Origin of the sequence: Neisseria sp. Ec49-e6-T10 (assembly GCF_051132615.1) — a bacterium.
GTDB lineage: Bacteria > Pseudomonadota > Gammaproteobacteria > Burkholderiales > Neisseriaceae.
This window is the reverse complement of the sequence record NZ_CP152375.1, coordinates 2,643,135-2,665,809: the sequence shown is the minus strand read 5'-3', so window position 1 is coordinate 2,665,809 and position 22,675 is coordinate 2,643,135. Positions and strand designations below refer to the sequence as shown.

Genomic DNA, 22,675 nt, shown 5'->3' with positions numbered 1-22,675 from the left:
AAGCATAGCATAGTCTGAAAAGTTTGCGTAAAATAGTCGTTTTAATTACCTTAATACTAGAAATAATATGCCTGAACTACCAGAAGTGGAAACAACCCGTTTGGGTATTTTACCGCATATTCACTATAAGAATGTGAGCCACGTAACCATTCGTCAAGGTAAACTCAGATGGCCCGTACCTGAAGATTTATCCCAAACTTTATCTGACTTAACAGTTTTAAACATTACACGTAGAGCCAAATATTTATTATTGCATTTTTCTACAGGCGTTTTACTTATTCATTTAGGTATGTCTGGCAGCTTACGTTTTTTAACCAGTTTTTCTCCGCCTAAAAAACATGACCATATTGATATACAATTTACAGATGGTTCTGCCCTACGATATCACGATCCACGGCGATTTGGTTCAATACTCTGGTTCGCTGGTGCACCAGAACACCACCCTTTACTGCAAAAACTAGGACCAGAGCCATTAGAAAATCATTTTAATACCGATTATTTATACAATAAACTAAAAACACAAAGCCGTTCAATTAAACTTGCCATTATGGATAACAGCGTTGTGGTAGGCGTGGGTAATATTTATGCCAATGAATCTTTATTCAGAAGTAAAATATTACCTACTAGAGTAGCCAATAAAGTCACTAAAAAAGAATGTGCTTTATTAGTGCAAACCATAAAAATGGTATTACAACAAGCTATTGCGTTAGGGGGGAGCACACTACGCGATTTTGTTGACTCAAACGGGCAAGCTGGTTATTTCCAACAAACATACAAAGTATATGGTAGAAAAAATCAAACTTGTTTTGATTGTGGGCATTTAATAGAAGAAATCAAACTTGGACAAAGAGCCAGCTTCTTTTGCCCTATTTGTCAAAAATAATCTCTTCTTGGTGAAAAGAAAAAGGGCTAATTAGCCCTTTTTCTTTTCAGAATGCCAATTTCCTAAGGCATTAACATGCCCCCATTAACATGTAAAGTTTGTCCTGTTATATAGGTAGCTTTATCAGAGGCGAGAAACGCAACCATCTCAGCAATATCTTGAGCGCTGCCTAAACGTCCTAACGCAATATTTTTAACCAACATTTCTCTTTGTTCTTCAGGCAAAGCTCGAGTCATATCTGTATCAATAAAACCTGGCGCAACACAATTAACTGTAATATTACGACTACCAACCTCTCGGGCCATAGATTTAGTAAATCCCATCATACCAGCTTTCGCTGCAGCATAATTGGTTTGCCCCACATTACCCATTGCACCCACAACAGACGCAATATTAATAATGCGTCCTGTGCGTGCTTTCATCATACCTTTAAGCACTGCTTTTGATGCACGATATACTGACTTTAAATTAATTTGCATGATATCATCCCAATCTTGTTCTTTCATGCGCATTAACAAGCCATCTCGAGTAATCCCTGCATTATTAACCAATACAGCAATGTCTCCATATTCTTTACTAATTTGCTCAATTAAATCTTCAATACTATTTTCTACACGAACATCTAATTGCTTACCGACCCCATGATATGAAGCCAAACGTTCGCCAATTGCCTGAGCATCTTTTTGGCCTGTTGCCGTACCAATGACTTTAAACCCCTGTTCAGCTAAAGTTTGAGCAATAGCAGCACCAATACCTCGGCTGGCTCCCGTTACTAAAGCAACTTTTTGTGTGTCACTCATATGATTCCTTTTCAATTAAAAAATTCTATTTTTATTCATTATTGTAAAGTACTGATAAACTGATGAACGTCATCCATTTTCACTAATGGCTGACAATTCATTTTATCTGTAATTCTTTTCGTTAACCCTGCCAATACTTTTCCTGGGCCACACTCTGCTGATAAATGAACACCTTCATCCGCTAAAGAAGCAACCGTTTGTGTCCATAAAACCGGAGAATATAACTGGCGAACCAAAGCATCTTTAATGGCAGCAGAATCAGAGTAACTTTGTACATCAACATTGTGAAGCACACAAATTGTTGGTTTATTAACCGTAATACTGTCCAAAGCATGAGCCAATTTTTCTGCGGCACCTTTCATCAATGCACAATGAGAAGGAACAGAAACAGGTAAAGGTAACGCTCTTTTTGCACCAGCCTCTTTTGCAGCCAACATTGCACGCTCAACAGCTGAAGCATTGCCTGCAATAACAACTTGACCTTTGGCATTAAAGTTTACTGCCTCAACAATTTCTCCTTGTGCACTATTGACACACACAGCTTTCACAGCTTCATCATCTAAACCTAAAATAGCTGCCATGGCACCAATCCCCTCTGGCACAGCTTCTTGCATTAATTGAGCACGAACACGAACAAGTTTAATGGCATCTTCAAAACTCAAACTCTGAGCAGCCACTAAAGCGCTATATTCACCCAAGCTGTGCCCTGCAACAACACTAGGCGGTTTACCTTGAGCTTCAAGATATGCACGATATGTGGCAATACCTGCAGTCAACATTAAAGGCTGTGTATTAACTGTACTGTTGATCACTGCTTCATCAGTACCATTAATCATGGCCCACAAGTCCTGCCCAAGAACATCAGATGCTTCAACAAAAGTATCCTTAACACAAGAAATTTGATCAAAACCAGACATCATATTTAAACTTTGGGAGCCTTGCCCTGGAAAGAAAAATGCAAAAGACATCACGTATATCCTTTTAGACTTAACTTAAAATAGGTAAGTTAAAAATTATAAAATCCAAAACAGCTAATTTAGATTAAAAGTTCTAAATTTTATCATAGACTCAATATAAACGGTCAAATTCTGTCAATTAAGTTCTATTCACGGTTAATAAAAAAACAGGTTATTTTTCATAACCTGTTTTTATCATCATTCTTCACTTATTTTTTATTTTTTTGTGGTGGAGGAAAAGGCTGATCTGATGGTGCGCATTCTTTTAACCAAATTTGTTGTTGTTTTTCATCAAGCACTTGGAAAAATGCATGGCGCGCTTTCAGATGGCTCAACTGCATATCAATGCTTTTTTCTTGCTGTGCTTGAATTAATGCTTTGGCTTTTCTGTCATCAAAGTTTTTTTGACGAATCAGTTCATTTACTTGTGTGCGATATTTTGTCCACTCTGCTCGCTGCTGTTCTTCATTAGCTGAACGAGCATCTTTTCTCTCATCGCGAAGAGATCTTAATTGTTTCTTTTGAGCATCAGTCAATTGTAATTTATTAAAATCACAACGCCCCATTCCATTAAAATTGTGTCCAGCAGCCTTAGCCATAACAGAACCTGAAGCCAATAAAGCTGCCGCTGCAACTGAAGCTAACGCAACTTTTTTAAAATTTTTCATAATAAACATTCTCCTGAATGTAGATAATTTTTAAAACAAAGAAAGAGTGATGACAGTATAAACAATACTATGTGAAAAGAAGTCAAAGAAATGTAAATTATGGTAAATATGCTTTATTACTAATTTTTATCATAAGTTTAATAAAAATAAAGGCTGTTTAAAACAGCCTTTATTGAGGAGTAACCTACTTAAACATCATTCTTGCCCCTGCAAACATACGATACCATGGGCTGTTTTCTGACCAACTGTCTGGATGCCAGCTCATTTGTACTGTTCTAAATACCCTTTCTGGATGTGGCATCATGATGGTCGCCCGCCCATCAGACGAACATACCCCAGCAATACCATTTGCTGAGCCATTTGGGTTTAATGGATAACGCTCAGTGATATTTCCCAATCCATCGATGTAATTTAATGCAATCAGTTGCTCGGACATTGGCTCTGTAAAAACAGCCCTACCTTCTCCATGGCTAACCACGATAGGCACCTGACTGCCAACCATATTTTGTAAGAATATAGAAGGCGATTGTTTAACTTCCACCATATTCAAACGTGCTTCAAACTGTTCTGAAGTATTGCGTTTAAATTTTGGCCAGTGTATTGCACCAGGGATGATTTGAGCCAAGTGAGACATCATTTGACACCCATTACAGACCCCTAAACTTAAAGTATCATTACGTTCAAAGAATTGTTGAAATTTGGTTCGTATTTGCTCGTTGAACAAAATACTTTTTGCCCAGCCTTCTCCCGCGCCCAACACATCTCCATAACTAAAGCCACCACAAGCTACCAACACATTAAAATCAGTTAAGTTAACTTTCCCTGACATTAAGTCACTCATATGCACATCAACAGCGTCAAATTGAGCTCTGTTAAATGCAGCAGCCATTTCTACCTGACCATTCACACCCTGTTCTCGTAAAATAGCCGCTTTTGGCTTAATACCGATGTTAATAAAAGGTGCCGCCAAGTCCTCATTTAAGTCAAAATCAACTTTGGCAAATAACTTACTTAACTTACCCTCTTCTATAAGTTGAAATTCACTCATTGCGCATTCTGGATGATCTCGCAAAGTTTGAATTTGATAAGACGTTTCACTCCAAGCTTTTTGCATTTGCAAACATGACTCGTTAAACAATAGCTCCTTACCATGATTGATGATCAAACGTTCTACACCATTAATTGTACCAAGACAATGTACATGCTCCCCTAATCCAGCTTCTTTAAAAAGCTGCAACATGCTTGCTTTTTGATCATCATGAACTTGAATAACAGCACCAAGCTCTTCATTAAATAAAGCACTCATGCGCATATTTTGCAAACCTTTTTGCTCACTGCCAGCAACAGACATAGCATCTACCAGAACACCCACATCTAATGTTAAACCAACATGTCCAGCAAAAATCATTTCAGCAAGGGTGGCAAACAACCCACCATCCGAACGGTCATGATAGGCTAGAATCATCTGCTGCTGAATCAGTTTTTGAGTCACTCGATAAAAGGCCAATAATGTATCAACATCAATATCTGGAACAGAGCCTTTTAAATCTTTCCAAACTTGAGTCATGGCACTACCTGCCATTCTTGCTGCACCTTTACCTAAATCAATTAAATAAACATGTGTGTGTTCAATTGATTTTAATTCTGGCGTAATAGTATGACGTACATCTTCTACCGGAGCAAAAGCTGAAATAATCAAACTTAAAGGGGAAGTAACTGACTTTTCCTGCCCATTTTGTTGCCAAAGTGTTTTCATGGACAAAGAATCTTTACCCACAGGAATACTTAACCCTAAATTTTGACAAAATACAGATATAGCCTGAACCGTTTCATATAGTTTGGCATCTTCGCCCTCTTCGCCGCATGGAGCCATCCAATTAGCAGATAATTTAATACGACCAATGCTACCTATATTGACACTAGCTATATTGGTAATAGCTTCACCAATAGCCATACGGCCAGAAGATGCACCATTAAACAAAGCCAATAAAGGCTTTTCCCCCATACTCATGGCTTCACCTAAATAGGTATTAAATCCCATTGTTGTCACAGCAGCATCAGCAACAGGAACCTGATAAGGTCCAACTAACTGATCTCTTACAGTCATCCCACCAACTGTACGATCAGCAATAGAAATCAAGAAATTTTTATTAGCAACTGTTGGCAAACGCAATATTCTATATGCAGTTTCTTTACAATCATAATTGCTTGCATCAAAAACCTGCGGATCAATCATTTTTGTGTGATCAGTACGTGTCGTACGAGGTGGTTTTCCTAATAGGACATCTAATGGTAGATCTACTGGATGATTATCAAAAAGCTCATCGTATACTCTAAGCTGACCATCATCAGTAGCCACACCAACAACAGCAAATGGCGCTCGCTCTCGAGCACAAATTTCCTCAAACAATGATAAATTTTCAGGCAATATAGCCAAAACATAACGTTCTTGTGCTTCATTACACCAAATTTGTAAAGGGCTTAAACCATGCTCCTCTAAAGGAACATCACGTAAAGCAAAAATCGCCCCCTTACCTGCGTCATTCACTAGCTCTGGAAACGCATTAGATAAACCACCAGCGCCCACATCATGAATAGATAAAATAGGGTTTTTTTCACCTAATTGCCAACAGCGATCAATCACTTCTTGAGCGCGATGTTCTATTTCTGGATTACCACGCTGTACTGAATCAAAGTCTAAATCCGCGCTATTGCTTCCTGTATTCATGCTCGAAGCAGCGCCACCACCTAACCCAATCAAAAGGCCAGGGCCACCTAACTGGATTAATAAAGCGCCTTCTGGAATATCCTTTTTATGTACTTGCTGCTCTTGAATATTACCTAAACCACCGGCCAACATAATAGGTTTATGGTATCCTCTCATTTGACCATTGAACTCTTCTTCAAATGTTCTAAAATAGCCTAACAAATTAGGACGACCGAACTCATTGTTAAAAGCAGCACCACCAATAGGGCCTTCAATCATAATTTGTAATGCACTGGCAAGCCGCTCAGGCTTGCCGTAGTTTGTTTCACTGGCCTGATAATACTCCCAAGGTTGTTCAAACTGAGGGATATTCAAATTAGAAACGGTAAAACCTGTTAGCCCAGCCTTAGGTCTTGCGCCTTTTCCTGTTGCCCCTTCATCTCTGATTTCTCCACCAGAACCTGTAGCAGCACCAGCAAAAGGGGCAATGGCTGTTGGATGGTTATGGGTTTCTACTTTCATCACAATATGAGTGGGTTCTAAAACAAACTGATAGGTCTGCTGATTAGAGGCAACTGGATAAAATCGTTCAACAGTAGCACCTTCAATAACAGAAGCATTGTCCTTGTATGCGACTAAAGTGCCTTCTGGATGTGCTTGATGTGTTTCGCGAATCATGCCAAATAAGGTTTTATCTTGAACTTTATTGTCTAAAATAAAATTAGCATTAAAAATTTTATGACGGCAATGCTCTGAGTTTGCTTGGGCAAACATCATTAACTCAACATCAGTAGGATTACGTGCCAACTTTTGATAATTTTCGACTAAATAATCTATCTCATCTGTTGAAAGAGCTAAACCTAACACTTGATTCGCTTTTTGTAATGCATCAACACCGCCAGATAAAATATCAATACAGTCAAAACTTTTTGCTTGCAAATGCGAGAATAAAGCATTTGCGTCACGAAAAGAATACAATACCGTCTCGGTCATTCTATCGTGAACAATGCTTTCAAAAACCGTTAACTCTTCTTTTTCCAGCCCATTAACCCATATCGCTACTGCTCGCTCAATACGATTAATTTGTGTTAAGCCACAATTATGGGCAATATCTGTTGCTTTTGAGGCCCAAGGGGATATAGTACCTAAACGAGGCACCACAAGAAACAAACTGTCTGTTTTAAGTTGCGGTTCATCAGGCACCACATCCAATAACGCAGCCAACATTTGTTGTGCATCTGCATCAATTATCTCATTTGAATCAACAAAATACCAATATTCAGTTTCAATAGACAATGTTGATTTTATGCCTGACTCTTTAGCTTTTTGTAATAATTTTTCAACTCGAAACTCTGACAATGCGGCTTGACCGCGTAATTGGGCGACTTGCGACATCAATATCTCACAAAAGGTTGCTTATAAAGAAAGTATGTATAATACCCCAAATGGAACAATTTAACTATTGAGTAATTTGATTAATGTGGTATCTTTCCATACGTGTTGCGTGTTTCACAATCACTTACATTTTCTTTTCAAAAGGAACGACACATGAAAAAAATTGAAGCCATCATCAAACCGTTCAAACTAGATGATGTTCGTGAAGCTCTAACAGAGCTTAATATTGCAGGTTTAACTGTAACAGAAGTAAAAGGCTTTGGCCGCCAAAAGGGACACACTGAAATTTACCGTGGTGCAGAATATGCAGTTGATTTTTTACCAAAGGTAAAAATTGAACTGGTTGTTGCAGATGATTTGGTTGAAAGAGCCATTGAAAAAATTGTTGAAGTTGCCAAAACAGGAAAAATTGGCGATGGCAAAATTTTTGTGCTTCCAGTCGAAAATGTGATTCGCATTCGCACAGGTGAAGAAGGTGAAGCTGCTGTATAAAAATTAAAAAATAAGGTGCATTTTATGCACCTTATTTAACTTTAACGCTTAACTATTGCTTTACCCAAATTAATTTTTCAACAGAAAACCCTTGCCGTTTTGCATAGTCAATCAACTCTTCTTTAGCCACTTCATCAAGCTTTGGCTTTCTAGCCAGTAGCCATAAAAAATCTTTATTATTTCCAGTGACTAAAGCATATTGATAATTTTGATCCAGCTTAATCACATGATATCCACCATAAAAAGGCCAAAAGAAAGATACTTTTAACGATGCGATATTTTTATCTTGCGTGAAAAAAGCTTTGCCTTTTTTCTCTTTCCACTGTCCAGTTTCCGTCTTCAATCCTTTATTGATTACAGTAATAGAGCCATCTGAATTTACATTATAATCGGCACTAACTTGCTCTAACCCTTTTTCAAAGCGATGATCTAATCTGGCTATTTCATACCACTTTCCCATATAGCGCTCCGCTTGAAAATGTTGAACAGGTTGAACACCTACTGGCGGCTCAATAGTTGAACAAGCAGTGAGCGCTAAAACAAGCAAATAGAATGAATATCTTAATCTTCTTTTCAACATTTTCGATACTCCTAATGAGTGGAAAAACTCTTCTAACATACAATAATATATACTGATTATTTAGTATAGTCATAAAAATAAGCCACAAAATCCAATAAGAAATCTCTTTACCATAATAAAAAATATTTATAACAAAGATACCAACAAACAAAAAGCTCGACTATTAAAGCCGTGCTCTTACTCATTCATCCCTTTAAAAACGATTTAGAACATATAACGAATGCCAATATTACCTGAATAAGGCATACTGCTATGAGATGCTTTCATATAATCAATTTCTGCATATGTACTGAAATTTGAACTTAATTTTGCAGTAACCCCTAACCCAACTTTTACTGCAGCACCAGACATATCATTATTAAACTCTTCTGTATGATTAATACGAACTTTATTGCTGTCCACAAACTCATAACTGACAGCCAATCTTACATAAGGTTTAATATTGCCCCCATTGTCCAATTTAAAGTTGGTACCCAATACATTGCCTAGTTCACTTTTAAAACTGCTTGCGCCACCAACATCTGCATGCATACCATCAGTCAAAGTATAATTTTTACTTCCAGCATAAAAACCAGAAATTAATGCATATGGTGCAGTAAAGAATTTTTCTTGCTCGTACTTTTTACCAAGCTCAAAAGAAAACCCAGCTCCTGAGGTGCTATATTTACCAGAAAAAATGAGACCATTTGTTGAAACAGGTGTCATTTTATTTCTAAAATAATTATACTTAACCACACCATCTAAATATAAACCACTATTATCCATATAGGTTAAATACCCGCCAACAGTATAACTATCAACGGTACCATCGCCATGGCGTTTAAAATCAATATCTGATTGAGAATAGCCAGTCATAAAACCTAAATACAATGTACCATTGTCACGAGCCCAAGCATGATCTGCTCCAATCATAAAACCATTCATATCTTGTTTATAAGCGGCACCAACTTCTTTATCTACTTTATAACGACTGGTAATGTATTTACCCCAAACACCATTATTGTGTTTATTGTCTTCTAAGTCACCCAATCGTTGACGCAATGTAGAAAGTTCAGCATCCCATATTGTTGGTGTCACGTTTGACATTGCCAACACGGCATCTGTTGCAGGTGTTGTAATAGCCAATTTTTTGGTCACCAAATGCCAATCTTCTTTTCCTGTCGTATCACTGGTGCTGTGTTCCAAATCATACTGAACCATATAAGCACCCGCATCAGCACGACTATTATTTTCTTTCATAGTAAAAGTATCAGCTAATGAATCCGTGCCTGCTGTAATTAAGTGATGTCGATATTCTGATATTTCAGCGCCAGTATCCCTTACAACAACTTTAAATAAGTCTGGGTCGGCAATTTTATTTTCGACATGCAAGAAGTCACCCTCTTGACCAGCAATATTGGTATTCATCACAATCGTGCCAGAACCAGTTAAAGTTTCTAAGTTTAAACGACTAAACTTACCCACATCACTACCATCTTTACGTCCAAAAATAATACTACCATTATTAGAATTTAAAGCATCGATTGTGACTGTCGACTCACTGGTTGCATCATTGTGTTGAATAAATAAACGGGCCTGATTGCTGTCTAAATTCACCTTTTCAGCATAAGCGCCTTTACCCAACAAATGGGTCCAAGCATGTAAATCACCTGCTTGCATGGTTAATGAACCATCTTTTACATTAAGATCGCCAAAAGAATACCCACCAAAGGCAATCATTGAAGAACCACCACCTTGAATAGTTGTATCTTCAATATGACCATATTCATTCACAATTTGGCTGCCACCATTAACCACATTATTGAATGCAGAACCATACTTATTAACAAATTGAGTACCCCCAACATTCACAATCGTATTCGTTGCTGTACCAGATTCATTAACATGTTGAATACCACCTTCTTCTAGAATAGTGCCAATTGCTTGACCATTTGCATCAATACGTTGGACACCACCTGCATAAATTGTAGCGTTTTGTGCTACTGGATTTGATCCCCAAAAACCACTTTCTTCAATCCATGAACCATTCACCCAACTACCTTTTTTATTCGTAATAATCTGCTCGCCATAAATCTTCGCACCTACTGATATGCCTTGCTGAATTCTCTGTGTGCCACCAAAATAAATGGTGCTGTCTTGATCTGCAACGCCAGTAGAACTAGAACCAGCGTACACTAACTGAAAACCACCAGAATAAACTGTGGTTTCTAAAGACAAACCACTAGCAAGTTGGTAACTACCACTGCCAATATGAGAATTTTTAGCAGTGCCACCAAAAATATATTGTCGACCACCATTAATCACGATATTGTCTTCTGCAACAGCAAGATGTGAATTAAGAGAGATTTGTTGCTCACCACCATCAATAATATTAGCCTGAGCATAACCACCTGCCGTTGAACTGGCAGAAACAACTTGAATACCACCTTGTTTTACAAGAGTATTGTAAGCATACCCAGCAGCCCCTACAGAAAGCGAACCATCGCTTTCTACAACCGTATCATACGCTTTTGTATTTGCACCTGAACCGTTAAATCCCCCGCCAACAACAAGAACACCTTTATGGTTACCTGTACCATTACCTTTATCAACAGAGCCTTTAAGTACCGTACCAATCGCAATAGACCCATCTTCTAAGTTCATTTGCACAGAATCAAGCGTATTATTAATACTATAAGAATTCCCTCTCATATATACTACCTGAGAACTTAATTCTGACCTTGTTTTGACAATAGTTTCACCACTAATATATGTCTTACTAGCTGTTGCTGCTAAAGCATTAGAAAGCCAACGATTCACCACAGCAGCATAGCCATTTGTATAATCGGGGTTATTTAAAACATCACCACTATTAGGCGTTTGTTCTTTTGCTGGAAACGAATCAGGCGGAACTTCTGCTGCATAGGTTGAAATAGATGCAAATAGAGCTGTTAGTGCCAGCACCATTTTATTTATTTTCATATTTATAATCTTTCCAATAAAAAACTTTATTTAAATAAAAAACAATATAAAAAGTAAAAAATTTTACAAATTACATAGGAACAGTTAGCCCTTCGCATTAATTATTTTTTGATATTTTTAGAAATTAGAATAAGTTACACTTATATTTTTGACCAAACTGCTGAAACTAAAATTAATAACAATATTATAGATATAAAAAAAAGTAATATGATTATATTTAATAATGATTTAAATATTTTAACTATATATACAAATAAAAAAAGCCAACAACTTGATATATATAAAAATTTTATAAAAAAAACAAATACAGAACAAGACAGATATTTAATATTTACTTAAAAAGTATAATAAAAATTAATAAATTATCAATCCAAACAAGAATCATTCTCCAACAGAACAACCATAAGGCACCAATTTTTAATAAAATTTAATCAATCAAAAAAATACAAAAACAAAAAACAAAAAAAATAAAAAACAAAAACAAAATATTAGAAAAATAATATTTCAAAATTCATAAAAAAACAAATGTTAATATTGTTTAAATTTATTTATATATTAGTTTTTTTAAATGCAAATTTCTAAAAATAAGAAATAAACCTAGGCTTAACTGATAAAGAAATTATTCGTCAATTATGAGTTGAAGGTCTATAATCCACCTTTATCCCAGAACACTTAAGATTAACAAAACATGATTATTCACCCACAATTTGATCCAGTTTTACTCAGTATTGGCCCTATCAGTATCCGTTGGTATGCTTTAAGCTACATTATAGGGTTTTGTCTATTCATGGTATTGGGACGCCACCGTATCAAAAAAGGGCTGACATTTTTAACCAACAAATTATTAGATGATCTCCTCTTTTGGGGAGTTCTTGGTGTTATTTTAGGTGGGCGCTTAGGCTTTGTATTATTTTATCAACCCGAATATTATTTTTCACACCCAGGGGCAATCTTAGAAGTCTGGAAAGGTGGCATGTCCTTTCATGGTGGTTTTTTGGGTGTTTTAGTGGCCATTTTCTTTTTTGCTAAACGGCAAAAAAGAAGTTTCTTTGAAGTATCTGACTTTGTGGCACCACTTGTGCCTCTTGGCTTAGCCTCAGGTCGTTTAGGTAACTTTATCAATGGGGAGCTTTGGGGAAGAGTAACTTCTGTTGATGCTTGGTGGGCAATGGGTTTTCCCCAAGCACAATCTGAAGATTTAACCTATATCAGCACCCACGCTGATTGGGTGCCTATTTTTTTGCAACACAATATGTTGCCGCGTCATCCTTCTCAACTCTACCAGATGGTTCTTGAAGGTATTTGCCTATTTTTGATTTTATGGTTTTTTTCTAAAAAGCCACGCCCAATAGGGCAAACATCGGCATTGTTTTTAACTGGATATGGTTTATTCCGCTTTATCGCAGAATTTGCTAGAGAGCCAGATGAATACTTAGGTTTACTCAGCCTTGGCCTGTCAATGGGGCAATGGCTCAGTTTACCCATGATTGTTTTTGGTATTGGTTTATTTATCTATTTTGGCAAACGAAATATATTTTCTAAAACAACTTAAATACAAAAAAACTGAACTGATTACTCAAATAATTATTGATTATGGCTTGAATCGCGATTTAGCCAAACGCTATAATCAAATTGATTGGTTACTATTTACTCTAAAAGAACACATAGGAGAAACACTAAATGTCAATGGCAGATCAAGACGGTTTCATTTGGTACAATGGAAAATTAGTTGAATGGCGTAGTGCCCAAACTCATGTATTAACGCATACTCTGCACTATGGTTTAGGTGTTTTCGAAGGTGTACGCGCATACGAAACACCAAATGGCACGGCTATTTTTCGTTTAACTGAACACACAAATCGTCTATTTAATTCAGCTCATATTTTAAAAATCGCGCTACCTTTTGATAAAGAAGCAATTAATCAAGCTCATATTGATGTTGTTCAGGCAAATAATCTAAGCTCTTGTTATTTTCGCCCAATGGCTTTTTATGGTTCAGAAAAACTTGGTGTTGCACCACCAGCAAATGATGTAAATGTAATTGTTGCTGCATGGAGTTGGGGCGCTTATTTAGGCGAAGACGGGATGAAAAAAGGCATCAGAGTAAAAACAAGCTCTTTTACCCGCCACCATGTCAATATTACCATGTGTAAAGCAAAAGCCAATGGCAACTACATGAATTCTATTTTGGCCAATAATGAAGCGACCAGTGATGGGTACGATGAAGCGATATTACTTGACTCTGAAGGCTTTGTTGCCGAAGGTTCAGGAGAAAACGTATTCATTGTTCGTCATGGCAAACTATATACCCCAGAACCTACATGTGCCTTAGAGGGTATTACGCGTGATTCAGTTATGACCATCGCCAAAGATATGGGACTAGAAGTCATAGAAAAACGCATTACTCGAGACGAGTTTTATTGTGCAGATGAAGCCTTCTTTACGGGAACAGCAGCTGAAGTCACTCCTATACGTGAATTAGACCAACGTCAAATTGGTCAAGGTAGCCGAGGACCCATTACAGAAGAAATTCAACAACGTTATTTTGATATTGTTCAAGGTAAAAACCCACAGTATGATTCATGGCTAACGTATATTAAATAATTGACCACTCTCATTTCTGGGCTGATTGAATATCAACCCAGAAAAATAACACTATTATCAATAGGAAGTTCTTATGGAAACAAAAGTACGCACTGTCAATCAGGCAGTAGAAATTTTTGCAGAAGATATGCCGTTACATTGTCCTCCAGACAATGTCACTCTTTGGAATATGCACCCTAAAGTATTCTTACCTTTAGATGCAGACAAAAAAGCACGTTGCCCTTATTGCAGCACCCTTTACCAACTAAAAGGTGATTATAAAGCACACCATTAAAACATATGGCTTACAAAATCCTCATTATTGCCCCATCATGGGTTGGTGACAGTGTGATGGCACAACCACTCTACCAACGTTTACATGAACAGCACAAAAACCTTCAACTACATGTATTTGCGCCACAATGGACACTACCTGTATTGGACCGTATGGAGCAAGTGTTTAAAACATATTTGAATCCATTTGGTCATGGTCAGTTACAACTTTTTACGCGCTTTAAAGTGGCCAAACAGTTAAAGCAAGAACGCTTTGATCAAGCTATTGTTCTACCTAATTCGTTAAAATCAGCTCTGATACCTATGTTTGCAAATATTCCCCTGCGTACAGGTTATATAGGGGAAGCACGCAGAGGCATATTAAACGACGCACGAGCATTAAATGAAACAACTTTACCTAAAATGGTTGAGCGATTTTATGCTTTAGCAGAACCAGAATCTGTGCCTATTATTCGCCCAGTCCCCTATCCTGTTTTGTCCATCAAAACAGAAGAGCAACAACGCTCTTTAACCCAGCTAAATCTCCAATTAGATAAACCTATCATCGCTTTTTGTCCTGGTGCTGAATATGGCCCAGCTAAGCGTTGGCCAGCCAAATACTTTGCTCAATTAGCGCAAAAATTTCAAGAAGCAGGTTACAATATTTGGCTATTTGGTTCACAAAAAGATAAAGCAATTGCCGATGAAATCAACCAATTATCTGCTCACCACTGCATTAACTTATGTGGACAAACCAATTTAGCACAAGCCATTGATTTATTAGCATTAACTCAATTGGTTATTTGCAATGACTCGGGTTTAATGCATATAGCCGCAGCACTAAAACGCCCATTAGTTGCTTTATATGGTTCATCTAGCCCTGATTTTACCCCGCCATTAAGCGAAGAAGCCAAAATTTTAAACTTACATTTAGAATGTAGCCCTTGCTTTGAACGAGAATGCCCTTTAGGCCATTTAAACTGTTTGAATAATTTATACCCAGATATGGTTTGGGACGCAGCGCAACAGTTTCTATAGCTAAATTAAATAACAAAATAAATTTTAATAAATTTAAAAAATAACGATTTTAGTGCATAATAAACATTAAACATCATTTATATCATATACCATTATTAAGGAGCCTCTATTATGAGCACCGTACAACATCACAAATTACTGATTCTGGGTTCTGGACCGGCTGGTTACACTGCAGCTATTTATGCAGCAAGGGCTAATTTAAAACCAGTTATGATCACTGGTATGGCTCAAGGTGGCCAATTAATGACCACCACAGAGGTAGACAATTGGCCAGCAGACGTAAATGGCGTACAAGGCCCTGAATTAATGGATCGCTTTTTACAACACGCGCAACGTTTTGGTACAGAAATCATTTTTGACCAAATCCATACGGCACAGTTGACACAAAAACCTTTTCGTCTCATTGGAGACATGGGTGAATATACATGTGATGCTTTAATTATCGCCACTGGTGCCTCAGCAAAGTATTTGGGTATCCCCAGCGAACAAACATTTAATGGTCGAGGTGTTTCTGCCTGTGCGACCTGTGATGGTTTCTTTTATAAAGATCAAAATGTTGCGGTTATTGGCGGTGGCAATTCTGCCTTAGAAGAAGCATTATACCTTTCAAATATTGCCAGCCATGTAACATTGGTTCACCGCCGTGACACCTTCCGAGCAGAAAAAATCATGGTTGATAAATTAATGGATCGAGTCAAAGAAGGGAAAATATCATTAAAAGTTAATGTCCATTTAGATGAAATCTTAGGAGATGACAGCGGTGTCACTCATATTCGTCTAAAAGGTGTGACTAATGGAGAAACCGAAGAGGTTTCTGTAAGTGGTGTGTTTATTGCGATTGGCCACAAACCAAATACAGATATCTTTAAAGGCCAACTAGATATGGATCAAACAGGCTATCTAATGACACAAGGTGGTCGAAATGGTAATGCAACTCAAACCAGTATTAAGGGCGTGTTTGCAGCAGGTGATGTACAAGATTCTGTTTATCGACAAGCAATTACCAGTGCAGCAACAGGTTGCCAAGCAGCATTAGATGCTGACCATTATCTGGATAATCTTAAATAATTATTTAATGAGCAAATCAATAGCAGTATCAATACACATTGATACTGCTATTTCATAACAGATGAAAAACGATTTTAAAGAACAACTCAAGCAAGCCAAAAAAAAATTGGTTTCTAAACCAATTCATTCTGATACACAAACATCAAAACCTGATGACCAATTCAATTTTGCCCAAATGTTAGGGACAAAAGACATCATCCCATTAAAACCAAATAATCAATATATTGCCCCTCAGCAAAAAATATATATAAAAAAAAGGCAGCAAGAGATTGATACTGACCAAGAATGCTATTTTTATATTGGGCAAATTTTTGAGGATGCCCCAAAACAATATCACAAAAATGGGCGAGGTATCACTGATATTCAAAAACTACTTAACTATGATTACCCCATTATCGCAACACTTGATCTACATGGACAAACTCAACATATGGTGCAAGAGACGTTAAATCAGTTTTGTGACTATGTTCAACATAAAGGCGTATGTGCTCGTATCATACATGGTAGTGGCTTAGGTTCCCATAATGCACGGCCAGTACTGAAGAATATTGTCCGAACATGGTTATGCCGCCACCCTGAAATACTTGCTTATACAGAAGAGCATAAAAACAATGATGGATCGGTACTTATTTTGTTAAAAAAATTACATCATAAATAAAAAAACCAGTAAGGCATGTTTGTTATAAACATTGTTTGTTAGAAAAATCTGCCTGTCCTCGCCCTGCTCTACAAAGAAACTGCTCTTCTTTTGAAATAACTTGCCATGGCTGACTTTGCTGCTGCTCTAACACAAGACGATAACGTATTGCCTTAACGCTATCATCAGCAAGATCATGTACTTCTAAAACAATTTGCATTGGTTTATAACAAGGCTTACTTTCTAAACACGATAAGTTGGTTTGTTCTAAAACAACCTTTTGTAGACCCTCAGAATCTCCCTCAGGTAACTCATTTCGTAAAAAATCTATTGCCACCTCTAATGGTTTTTGACCAGAAGCTCCCCAATATAAGGTATCTGCATATGTGGAAAAACCACAAAAAAACACCATAATGCCAAATAAAAAATTCTTCATATTGCCCCCTCTTTTTGTATTTTACCATTTTTAAAATACAAAATAACTCGATACAATAGCAATACAAAAGGATATGGCAATAAAAATGCAATAACCGTGTAACGTACATTATTTGCTAAATCGCTGAAAACCGCATAAAGAGAGGGATCAAATAAATTCCAAAAAAGTGTCCACAATCCTGGTAGGCTAAAGAATCCCGCAATAAGCAATCCTGTTATTTTAAACCCATTAAATTTTATGGGTTTATTGTAACTGACCTTGTGGTTAAACCAAATTAATGTCAATAAACCAAAAGTAACAATTATTGCCATCAAAGTATTCACCATAACTTGCATAGAACTAAATGCAATTTCTGGTGCCACAGGTAATTGTTTAGGTGCTTTTTGATCTAAGTCTTGAATGCTTAATCCATAAATTAGTATAGATACACTATACCAAAGATCGACCATCAAAAACCATAATGGCAATACAATAATAAAATTGATTAATTTTTTCATTTGAATGATATTCCAATAAAAATAACATATTTCTCATCTGTTAAAATAATCTACATAAAAATATTAATTATGCTATTTTTCGTTGATTTCATGGAAAAAATAAGAGCCAATCGCAGAACGAAGTAAGTTTGTGCTATCTGCATGATAAGCAGATAAATAAACTGCACGAGGCTTATTTTCCTGATCAAACTGAATGACTTCTAAAGGTTGAGATTCTACTGGCAATAGATCTATTTTGTTATAAATTATTAATTGTGGAATATCCTGTGCACCAATTTCGGTTAATACTTTATTGACATCATCGATTTGTTCTTCATATCTTACATTAGCAATATCAACAACATGTAATAATAAATCAGCAAAAGCGGTTTCTTCTAATGTTGCGGAAAATGCTTCAATCAATGTATGAGGTAAATCTCTGACAAACCCTACTGTATCAGCTAAAACAATACTCAAATGTTCATTTAAAAATACTTTTCTGGCAGTCGGATCTAAAGTAGCAAATAATTGGTCGGCAGCAAACACACCTGATTTTGTGAGTCGATTAAACAAAGACGATTTTCCAGCGTTTGTGTATCCCACTAAAGCAACTGTTCGAATACCTGTTTTTTGTCTACTTTTTCGTTGTGTTGAACGTTGCTTTTTTACCTCTGTTAACCTTGACTTCAGTTTGTTAATTTTTAAAGAAATTAATCTTCTATCCGTCTCTAACTGGGTTTCTCCTGGTCCTTTTAATCCTATGCCCCCTTTTTGGCTTTTTAAATGCCGATAACCTCGAACCAAACGGCTGGACAAATGGGTAAGCTGAGCAAGTTCAACTTGCAATTTTCCCTCCTGAGTTTGTGCACGCAGAGCAAAAATAGCCAAAATAAGCCCGACTCTATCTAATACCCGACATTGCAAAACACGCTCTAAATTGCGCTCATGGGAAGGATTTAAAGGATGACAAAAAATAACCAGATCTATTTGTTGATCAATAACAGCTTGTGCAAGCTCCGCGGCTTTACCTTTTCCAACAAAAAGAGCTGAATCAATTGAATTTCGTTTACAACAAACAGTTTGAACTACTTGACCTTGAACAGCCTCAACAAGCTGAACACATTCAGACAACACATCATTAAAATTTATATCTGTTTTAAAATCAACGCCAACCAGTAAAACTCTTTCTGGTTGGGCGTAGAACATGGTTTCCATTAAAAAGATTATTCTTCCTCTGTACCTTTTAGTTCCTGTGCAATGCTGACAGCTCTAGCAGGTACAACAGTAGAAATGGCATGCTTGTAGACCATTTGAGTGATGGTATTACGTAATAACACAACGTATTGGTCAAACGACTCAATTTGGCCTTGTAACTTAATGCCATTAACCAGATAAATAGACACTGGTACGTGTTCTTTACGTAACGCATTTAAAAAAGGATCTTGTAATAACTGTCCCTTATTGCTCATAACTTAAGCTCCATATTTATAATAATTGGTGTAAGTGCTGCTATCGTAACATATTAACGAGATCTTGCATTACTTTTTACTTGTTTTTTCAATGCTTTTTTTACTTCTTTTTTTGCAATCCTTGGACTGAGTCTGACACGACGCTGCACTGCTTGCGGTTTTTCTTGATCAAAAGGATTATCTTGAGATTTAAACTGAATACGCAAAGGTGTTCCTTGCAAATGAAAAACTTTACGAAATGTTTGAATCAAATACCGTGTATAGCTGTCTGATATATGATTCAATGCATTGCCATGAATCACAATAACAGGCGGGTTCATGCCCCCTTGATGAGCATAACGCATTTTAGGGCGAATAAGCCCAGCTCTTGGTGGCTGCTGCCGCTCCACCGCAGTTTGCAACACGCGGGTTAACTTAGGCGTAGGCATTTTCGTCATTGCTGCTTTATGTGCTTCATTAATGGACTTAAATAAATCAACAATCCCTTTGCCTTTAAGAGCAGAAATAAAATGAAATTTAGCAAAATCTAAAAAATGTAACTTACGTTCAATGTCTCTTTTTAATAATTGCTTTTGCTCATCACTGATACCATCCCACTTATTAACAGCCACAACCAATGCTCTCCCAGCTTCCAAAGCAAATCCAGCAATAGTTGCATCTTGATCAGCAATATCTTGCTGGGCATCTAAAACCAAAACAGCTACATTAGCAGCTTCTATAGCATGCATGGTTTTAATCACTGAAAATTTTTCAATTGCTTCATTTACTTTACTGCGGCGACGTACGCCTGCTGTATCAATAATGGTATAGTTTTGTCCTTCTCGTTCAAAATCGATGTGAATACTATCACGAGTCGTACCTGGATGATCAAAAGCAATAACCCTATCTTCACCCAAAATATTATTGACCAATGTCGACTTACCTACATTAGGACGCCCAATAATGGCAAAAACAGGATGTTCTTCTTCGACATCAGAATCTTCTTCCTCAGGGAATTCTTCCAATACCAATTCAATCAAGTCTCGAACACTATCCCCATGAGAAGCAGAAATAACCAAAGGTTCTGTCAGCCCCAACTCATAAAATTCGGCACCAACAACAGCCTTATTTGCACCTTCTCCTTTATTGACTGCCAAAAATATAGGACGATCAATTTGTCTTAATCGATTTGCAATCATTTTGTCTTGGGGCGTGAGACCTGCTCTGGCATCCACTAAAAAAATGACGGCATCTGCTTCATCTACTGCTTGTAATGTTTGTTTGGCCATTTCATATAAGATACCTTCATCAACAACAGGCTCGAAACCGCCTGTATCAACAACTAAGTAAGGTTTACTACCGATTTTTCCCTTACCATAATGACGGTCTCTGGTTAAACCTGGTAAATCAGCTACTAGAGCATCTTTACTCTTAGTTAAACGATTAAATAAAGTCGATTTCCCAACATTGGGGCGACCAACTAAAACAATGGTTGGTATCATTTATGAGTTACCACGCACATCAACTAAAACCAACTTACCAGAACTTCCTTGTAATAACGCACTTTCATCAAGCTGTTTTGGTTGGGCTGTTAAAAATCCCGTGCCTAATTTTGCGCGTCCAACAATACTGCCTGTTGCAGGATCAATGACATGACCAACACCTTCAAAATCAACCACTAAAATATTTTGTGACAAAATAACGGGGGCGGATACTTTTCTATTTTTTAAATCATGATTTTGCCAAAGTACCTGACCATTTGTTCGATCAAAGGCCTTCACAGTGCCATCATCCTCAGTTAATACAAGTAAACGTCCTAACGCTGCCAACCCTTTACTTGATGATGCTGGGGAAGCCCAAATTGGTTGGCCACTTTGAGCATCAAAACAAGCAATACGACCTTGAAATGCAACAGCGCAGACTTGCCCTGAATCAACAACAGGAGGACTTAACACTTCTGTTACACGTTCTAAATCACTTGTTCCACGTGCAGTGGCAACAATAACATTCCAAACAGCTTCGCCAGTTTGTGCATTCACAACAACTAAACCACCGCCCGCTTGTGATGTTAAAAATAATTGTTCAGAAACAGGGGTTAATGTACCTGTATGGCGAATATTTAACGCAGGCAAGGTATTGGCAAAAGTCCACAAGACCTGACCTGTTTGTGGGTTAAATCCGCTTAAACGTCCATCTTTTGCACGAGTAACCAAAATACTGCCAACAAGTATAGGCGCCTCGCTCAATACACTTGTTAATGGTTGTTCCCAAATTTTTTGTTTCGTCGTTACATCAAACGCTAAAAGCTTGGCATTCTGATCACCGACAAAAACCAGATTATCTACAACAGCAATACCCGAAGACAACTTAGCTTTTGTATCAAAACTTAATAGTGTTCTACCTGAAGAATGATCAAATTCAAATATTTGCCCTTTTTCATTAGCGGCAAACACTGCACCAGCAGCATAAGTTGGTGCAAAGGTTAATGTATCTGTTTTGCCTATTGTTGCAGACCATTTACTATTAATAAACTGTGTTTGCTGAATATCAACAAGCTTAACAGGATCAGTTGGCTTTGGTGCTGATGAACAAGCGGCCAGCCAACTGACTAAGATTGAACTAATAACAATTGTACGAAACATATTATTGACCTTGTTGATCTCGTTTTAACTCAATAAGTTCTTTACCTGGCACATCATCTGTCATTTTTGCTAAAGCCATATTATAGGCTTCTTTAGCTTCTTTTGACTTTCCTTGTGCCGCATAAATATCACCTTTTATATCCAACATAACACTATCAAAGTTAGGATCTACCGGTTTATTGATTGTTTCTAACGCTTCGTTGTATTTTTGTTCTTGCAAATAAACCAAAGCCAGCCGTTGAGTTGCCAGTGCTTGAAATAATGGCTCTTTATTGTTAGTCAAAACCCATTCTAAATTTTTTCGAGCATCTTCATATTTTTTTTCGTTAAATAAATAACCAGCTTTAATTAAAGATGCGCCAGCAGTAGAAGGGGAACCTTGATGTTCAGTTAACAATATATTGAATTGTTTATCTGCGGCTTCTATATTATTGCCTTGAATCTGGGTAACAAACTCATTAAATATATTACCAGCCTTTGCTTGTTCATTTTTTTGATGGCTTTGATAAATTGTCCATCCAAAATAACCAATTGCAGCAATAACAATCAATGCACATAAAATTGCACCACCACTTTTCCAAAAATGTTTGAAACCATCAATCTCTTCTTGTTCTTGCAAAGTATAAGCCATA

At 37.0% G+C, this 22,675-nt stretch carries 21 protein-coding genes; 8 read left to right on the top strand and 13 right to left on the bottom strand.

Features of this window, described 5'->3' with window-relative positions:
• Positions 1-67 precede the first annotated feature (67 nt).
• Positions 68-883: a bifunctional DNA-formamidopyrimidine glycosylase/DNA-(apurinic or apyrimidinic site) lyase gene (mutM, locus tag AADH04_RS13380; protein WP_434777774.1), complete on the top strand. Its 816-nt coding sequence runs from the start codon at positions 68-70 to the stop codon at positions 881-883.
• A gap of 62 nt (positions 884-945) precedes the next feature.
• Here the strand turns inward: mutM and fabG are convergent, their stop codons facing one another.
• The 4 genes from fabG to purL form a co-directional block, all read right to left on the bottom strand.
• Entirely contained in the window at positions 946-1,683 is a 738-nt protein-coding gene (gene fabG, locus AADH04_RS13375; RefSeq protein ID WP_434777773.1) for a 3-oxoacyl-ACP reductase FabG, read from the bottom strand.
• A gap of 38 nt (positions 1,684-1,721) precedes the next feature.
• Positions 1,722-2,651 (bottom strand): ACP S-malonyltransferase, encoded by a 930-nt coding sequence (gene fabD / locus AADH04_RS13370; protein WP_434777772.1) that lies wholly within the window; start codon positions 2,649-2,651, stop codon positions 1,722-1,724.
• Between the two features lie 197 nt (positions 2,652-2,848).
• Complete coding sequence (locus AADH04_RS13365) at positions 2,849-3,307, bottom strand: Spy/CpxP family protein refolding chaperone (protein ID WP_434777771.1); 459 nt, start codon at positions 3,305-3,307, stop codon at positions 2,849-2,851.
• A 184-nt stretch (positions 3,308-3,491) separates the two neighbouring features.
• Complete coding sequence (gene purL, locus AADH04_RS13360) at positions 3,492-7,409, bottom strand: phosphoribosylformylglycinamidine synthase (protein WP_434777770.1); 3,918 nt, start codon at positions 7,407-7,409, stop codon at positions 3,492-3,494.
• 153 nt (positions 7,410-7,562) lie between these two features.
• Here purL and AADH04_RS13355 point away from each other — a divergent pair, with 153 nt between their 5' ends.
• Positions 7,563-7,901 (top strand): P-II family nitrogen regulator, encoded by a 339-nt coding sequence (locus AADH04_RS13355; RefSeq protein ID WP_434777769.1) that lies wholly within the window; start codon positions 7,563-7,565, stop codon positions 7,899-7,901.
• Positions 7,902-7,953: 52 nt separating this feature from the next.
• Here AADH04_RS13355 and AADH04_RS13350 read toward each other — a convergent pair whose 3' ends face one another.
• Together AADH04_RS13350 and AADH04_RS13345 are read right to left on the bottom strand one after the other, a co-directional pair.
• On the bottom strand, positions 7,954-8,481 hold the full coding sequence (locus tag AADH04_RS13350) for a lipocalin family protein (RefSeq protein ID WP_434777768.1): 528 nt from the start codon (positions 8,479-8,481) through the stop codon (positions 7,954-7,956).
• A 204-nt stretch (positions 8,482-8,685) separates the two neighbouring features.
• Positions 8,686-11,442 (bottom strand): autotransporter outer membrane beta-barrel domain-containing protein, encoded by a 2,757-nt coding sequence (locus AADH04_RS13345; RefSeq protein WP_434777767.1) that lies wholly within the window; start codon positions 11,440-11,442, stop codon positions 8,686-8,688.
• 688 nt (positions 11,443-12,130) lie between these two features.
• Here AADH04_RS13345 and lgt point away from each other — a divergent pair.
• The 6 genes from lgt to AADH04_RS13315 all read left to right on the top strand — a co-directional run bounded on the left by lgt (position 12,131) and on the right by AADH04_RS13315 (position 17,062).
• Positions 12,131-12,994: a prolipoprotein diacylglyceryl transferase gene (gene lgt / locus AADH04_RS13340; protein WP_434777766.1), complete on the top strand. Its 864-nt coding sequence runs from the start codon at positions 12,131-12,133 to the stop codon at positions 12,992-12,994.
• Between the two features lie 128 nt (positions 12,995-13,122).
• Positions 13,123-14,046, top strand: coding sequence for a branched-chain amino acid transaminase (locus AADH04_RS13335; protein WP_434777765.1), 924 nt, complete (start codon positions 13,123-13,125; stop codon positions 14,044-14,046).
• A 73-nt stretch (positions 14,047-14,119) separates the two neighbouring features.
• Positions 14,120-14,320, top strand: coding sequence for a zinc-finger domain-containing protein (locus AADH04_RS13330; protein WP_434777764.1), 201 nt, complete (start codon positions 14,120-14,122; stop codon positions 14,318-14,320).
• A 5-nt stretch (positions 14,321-14,325) separates the two neighbouring features.
• A complete protein-coding gene (waaF, locus tag AADH04_RS13325) occupies positions 14,326-15,336 on the top strand; it encodes a lipopolysaccharide heptosyltransferase II (protein ID WP_434777763.1) in 1,011 nt (336 codons plus the stop codon).
• A 111-nt stretch (positions 15,337-15,447) separates the two neighbouring features.
• The gene (gene trxB, locus AADH04_RS13320; RefSeq protein ID WP_434777762.1) at positions 15,448-16,404 is read left to right on the top strand and encodes a thioredoxin-disulfide reductase; all 957 of its coding nucleotides are present in this window, start codon (positions 15,448-15,450) and stop codon (positions 16,402-16,404) included.
• A gap of 61 nt (positions 16,405-16,465) precedes the next feature.
• The gene (locus tag AADH04_RS13315; protein WP_434777761.1) at positions 16,466-17,062 is read left to right on the top strand and encodes a Smr/MutS family protein; all 597 of its coding nucleotides are present in this window, start codon (positions 16,466-16,468) and stop codon (positions 17,060-17,062) included.
• Positions 17,063-17,084: 22 nt separating this feature from the next.
• Here the strand turns inward: AADH04_RS13315 and AADH04_RS13310 are convergent, their stop codons facing one another.
• The 7 genes from AADH04_RS13310 to AADH04_RS13280 form a co-directional block, all read right to left on the bottom strand.
• A complete protein-coding gene (locus AADH04_RS13310) occupies positions 17,085-17,477 on the bottom strand; it encodes a hypothetical protein (RefSeq protein ID WP_434777760.1) in 393 nt (130 codons plus the stop codon).
• Positions 17,474-17,974 carry a hypothetical protein gene (locus AADH04_RS13305; RefSeq protein ID WP_434777759.1) on the bottom strand — a complete coding sequence of 167 codons (501 nt, stop codon included), beginning with the start codon at positions 17,972-17,974 and terminating at the stop codon, positions 17,474-17,476. The genes AADH04_RS13310 and AADH04_RS13305 overlap by 4 nt, the downstream gene beginning before the upstream one ends.
• Before the next feature lie 72 nt (positions 17,975-18,046).
• Entirely contained in the window at positions 18,047-19,168 is a 1,122-nt protein-coding gene (gene hflX / locus AADH04_RS13300; RefSeq protein ID WP_434777758.1) for a GTPase HflX, read from the bottom strand.
• Between the two features lie 8 nt (positions 19,169-19,176).
• Positions 19,177-19,422: an RNA chaperone Hfq gene (gene hfq, locus AADH04_RS13295; RefSeq protein ID WP_434777757.1), complete on the bottom strand. Its 246-nt coding sequence runs from the start codon at positions 19,420-19,422 to the stop codon at positions 19,177-19,179.
• Between the two features lie 53 nt (positions 19,423-19,475).
• On the bottom strand, positions 19,476-20,903 hold the full coding sequence (gene der, locus AADH04_RS13290; RefSeq protein ID WP_434777756.1) for a ribosome biogenesis GTPase Der: 1,428 nt from the start codon (positions 20,901-20,903) through the stop codon (positions 19,476-19,478).
• Positions 20,904-22,043: an outer membrane protein assembly factor BamB gene (gene bamB / locus AADH04_RS13285; RefSeq protein WP_434777755.1), complete on the bottom strand. Its 1,140-nt coding sequence runs from the start codon at positions 22,041-22,043 to the stop codon at positions 20,904-20,906.
• A 1-nt stretch (position 22,044) separates the two neighbouring features.
• Entirely contained in the window at positions 22,045-22,674 is a 630-nt protein-coding gene (locus AADH04_RS13280; protein WP_434777754.1) for a YfgM family protein, read from the bottom strand.
• Position 22,675: the final 1 nt, after the last annotated feature.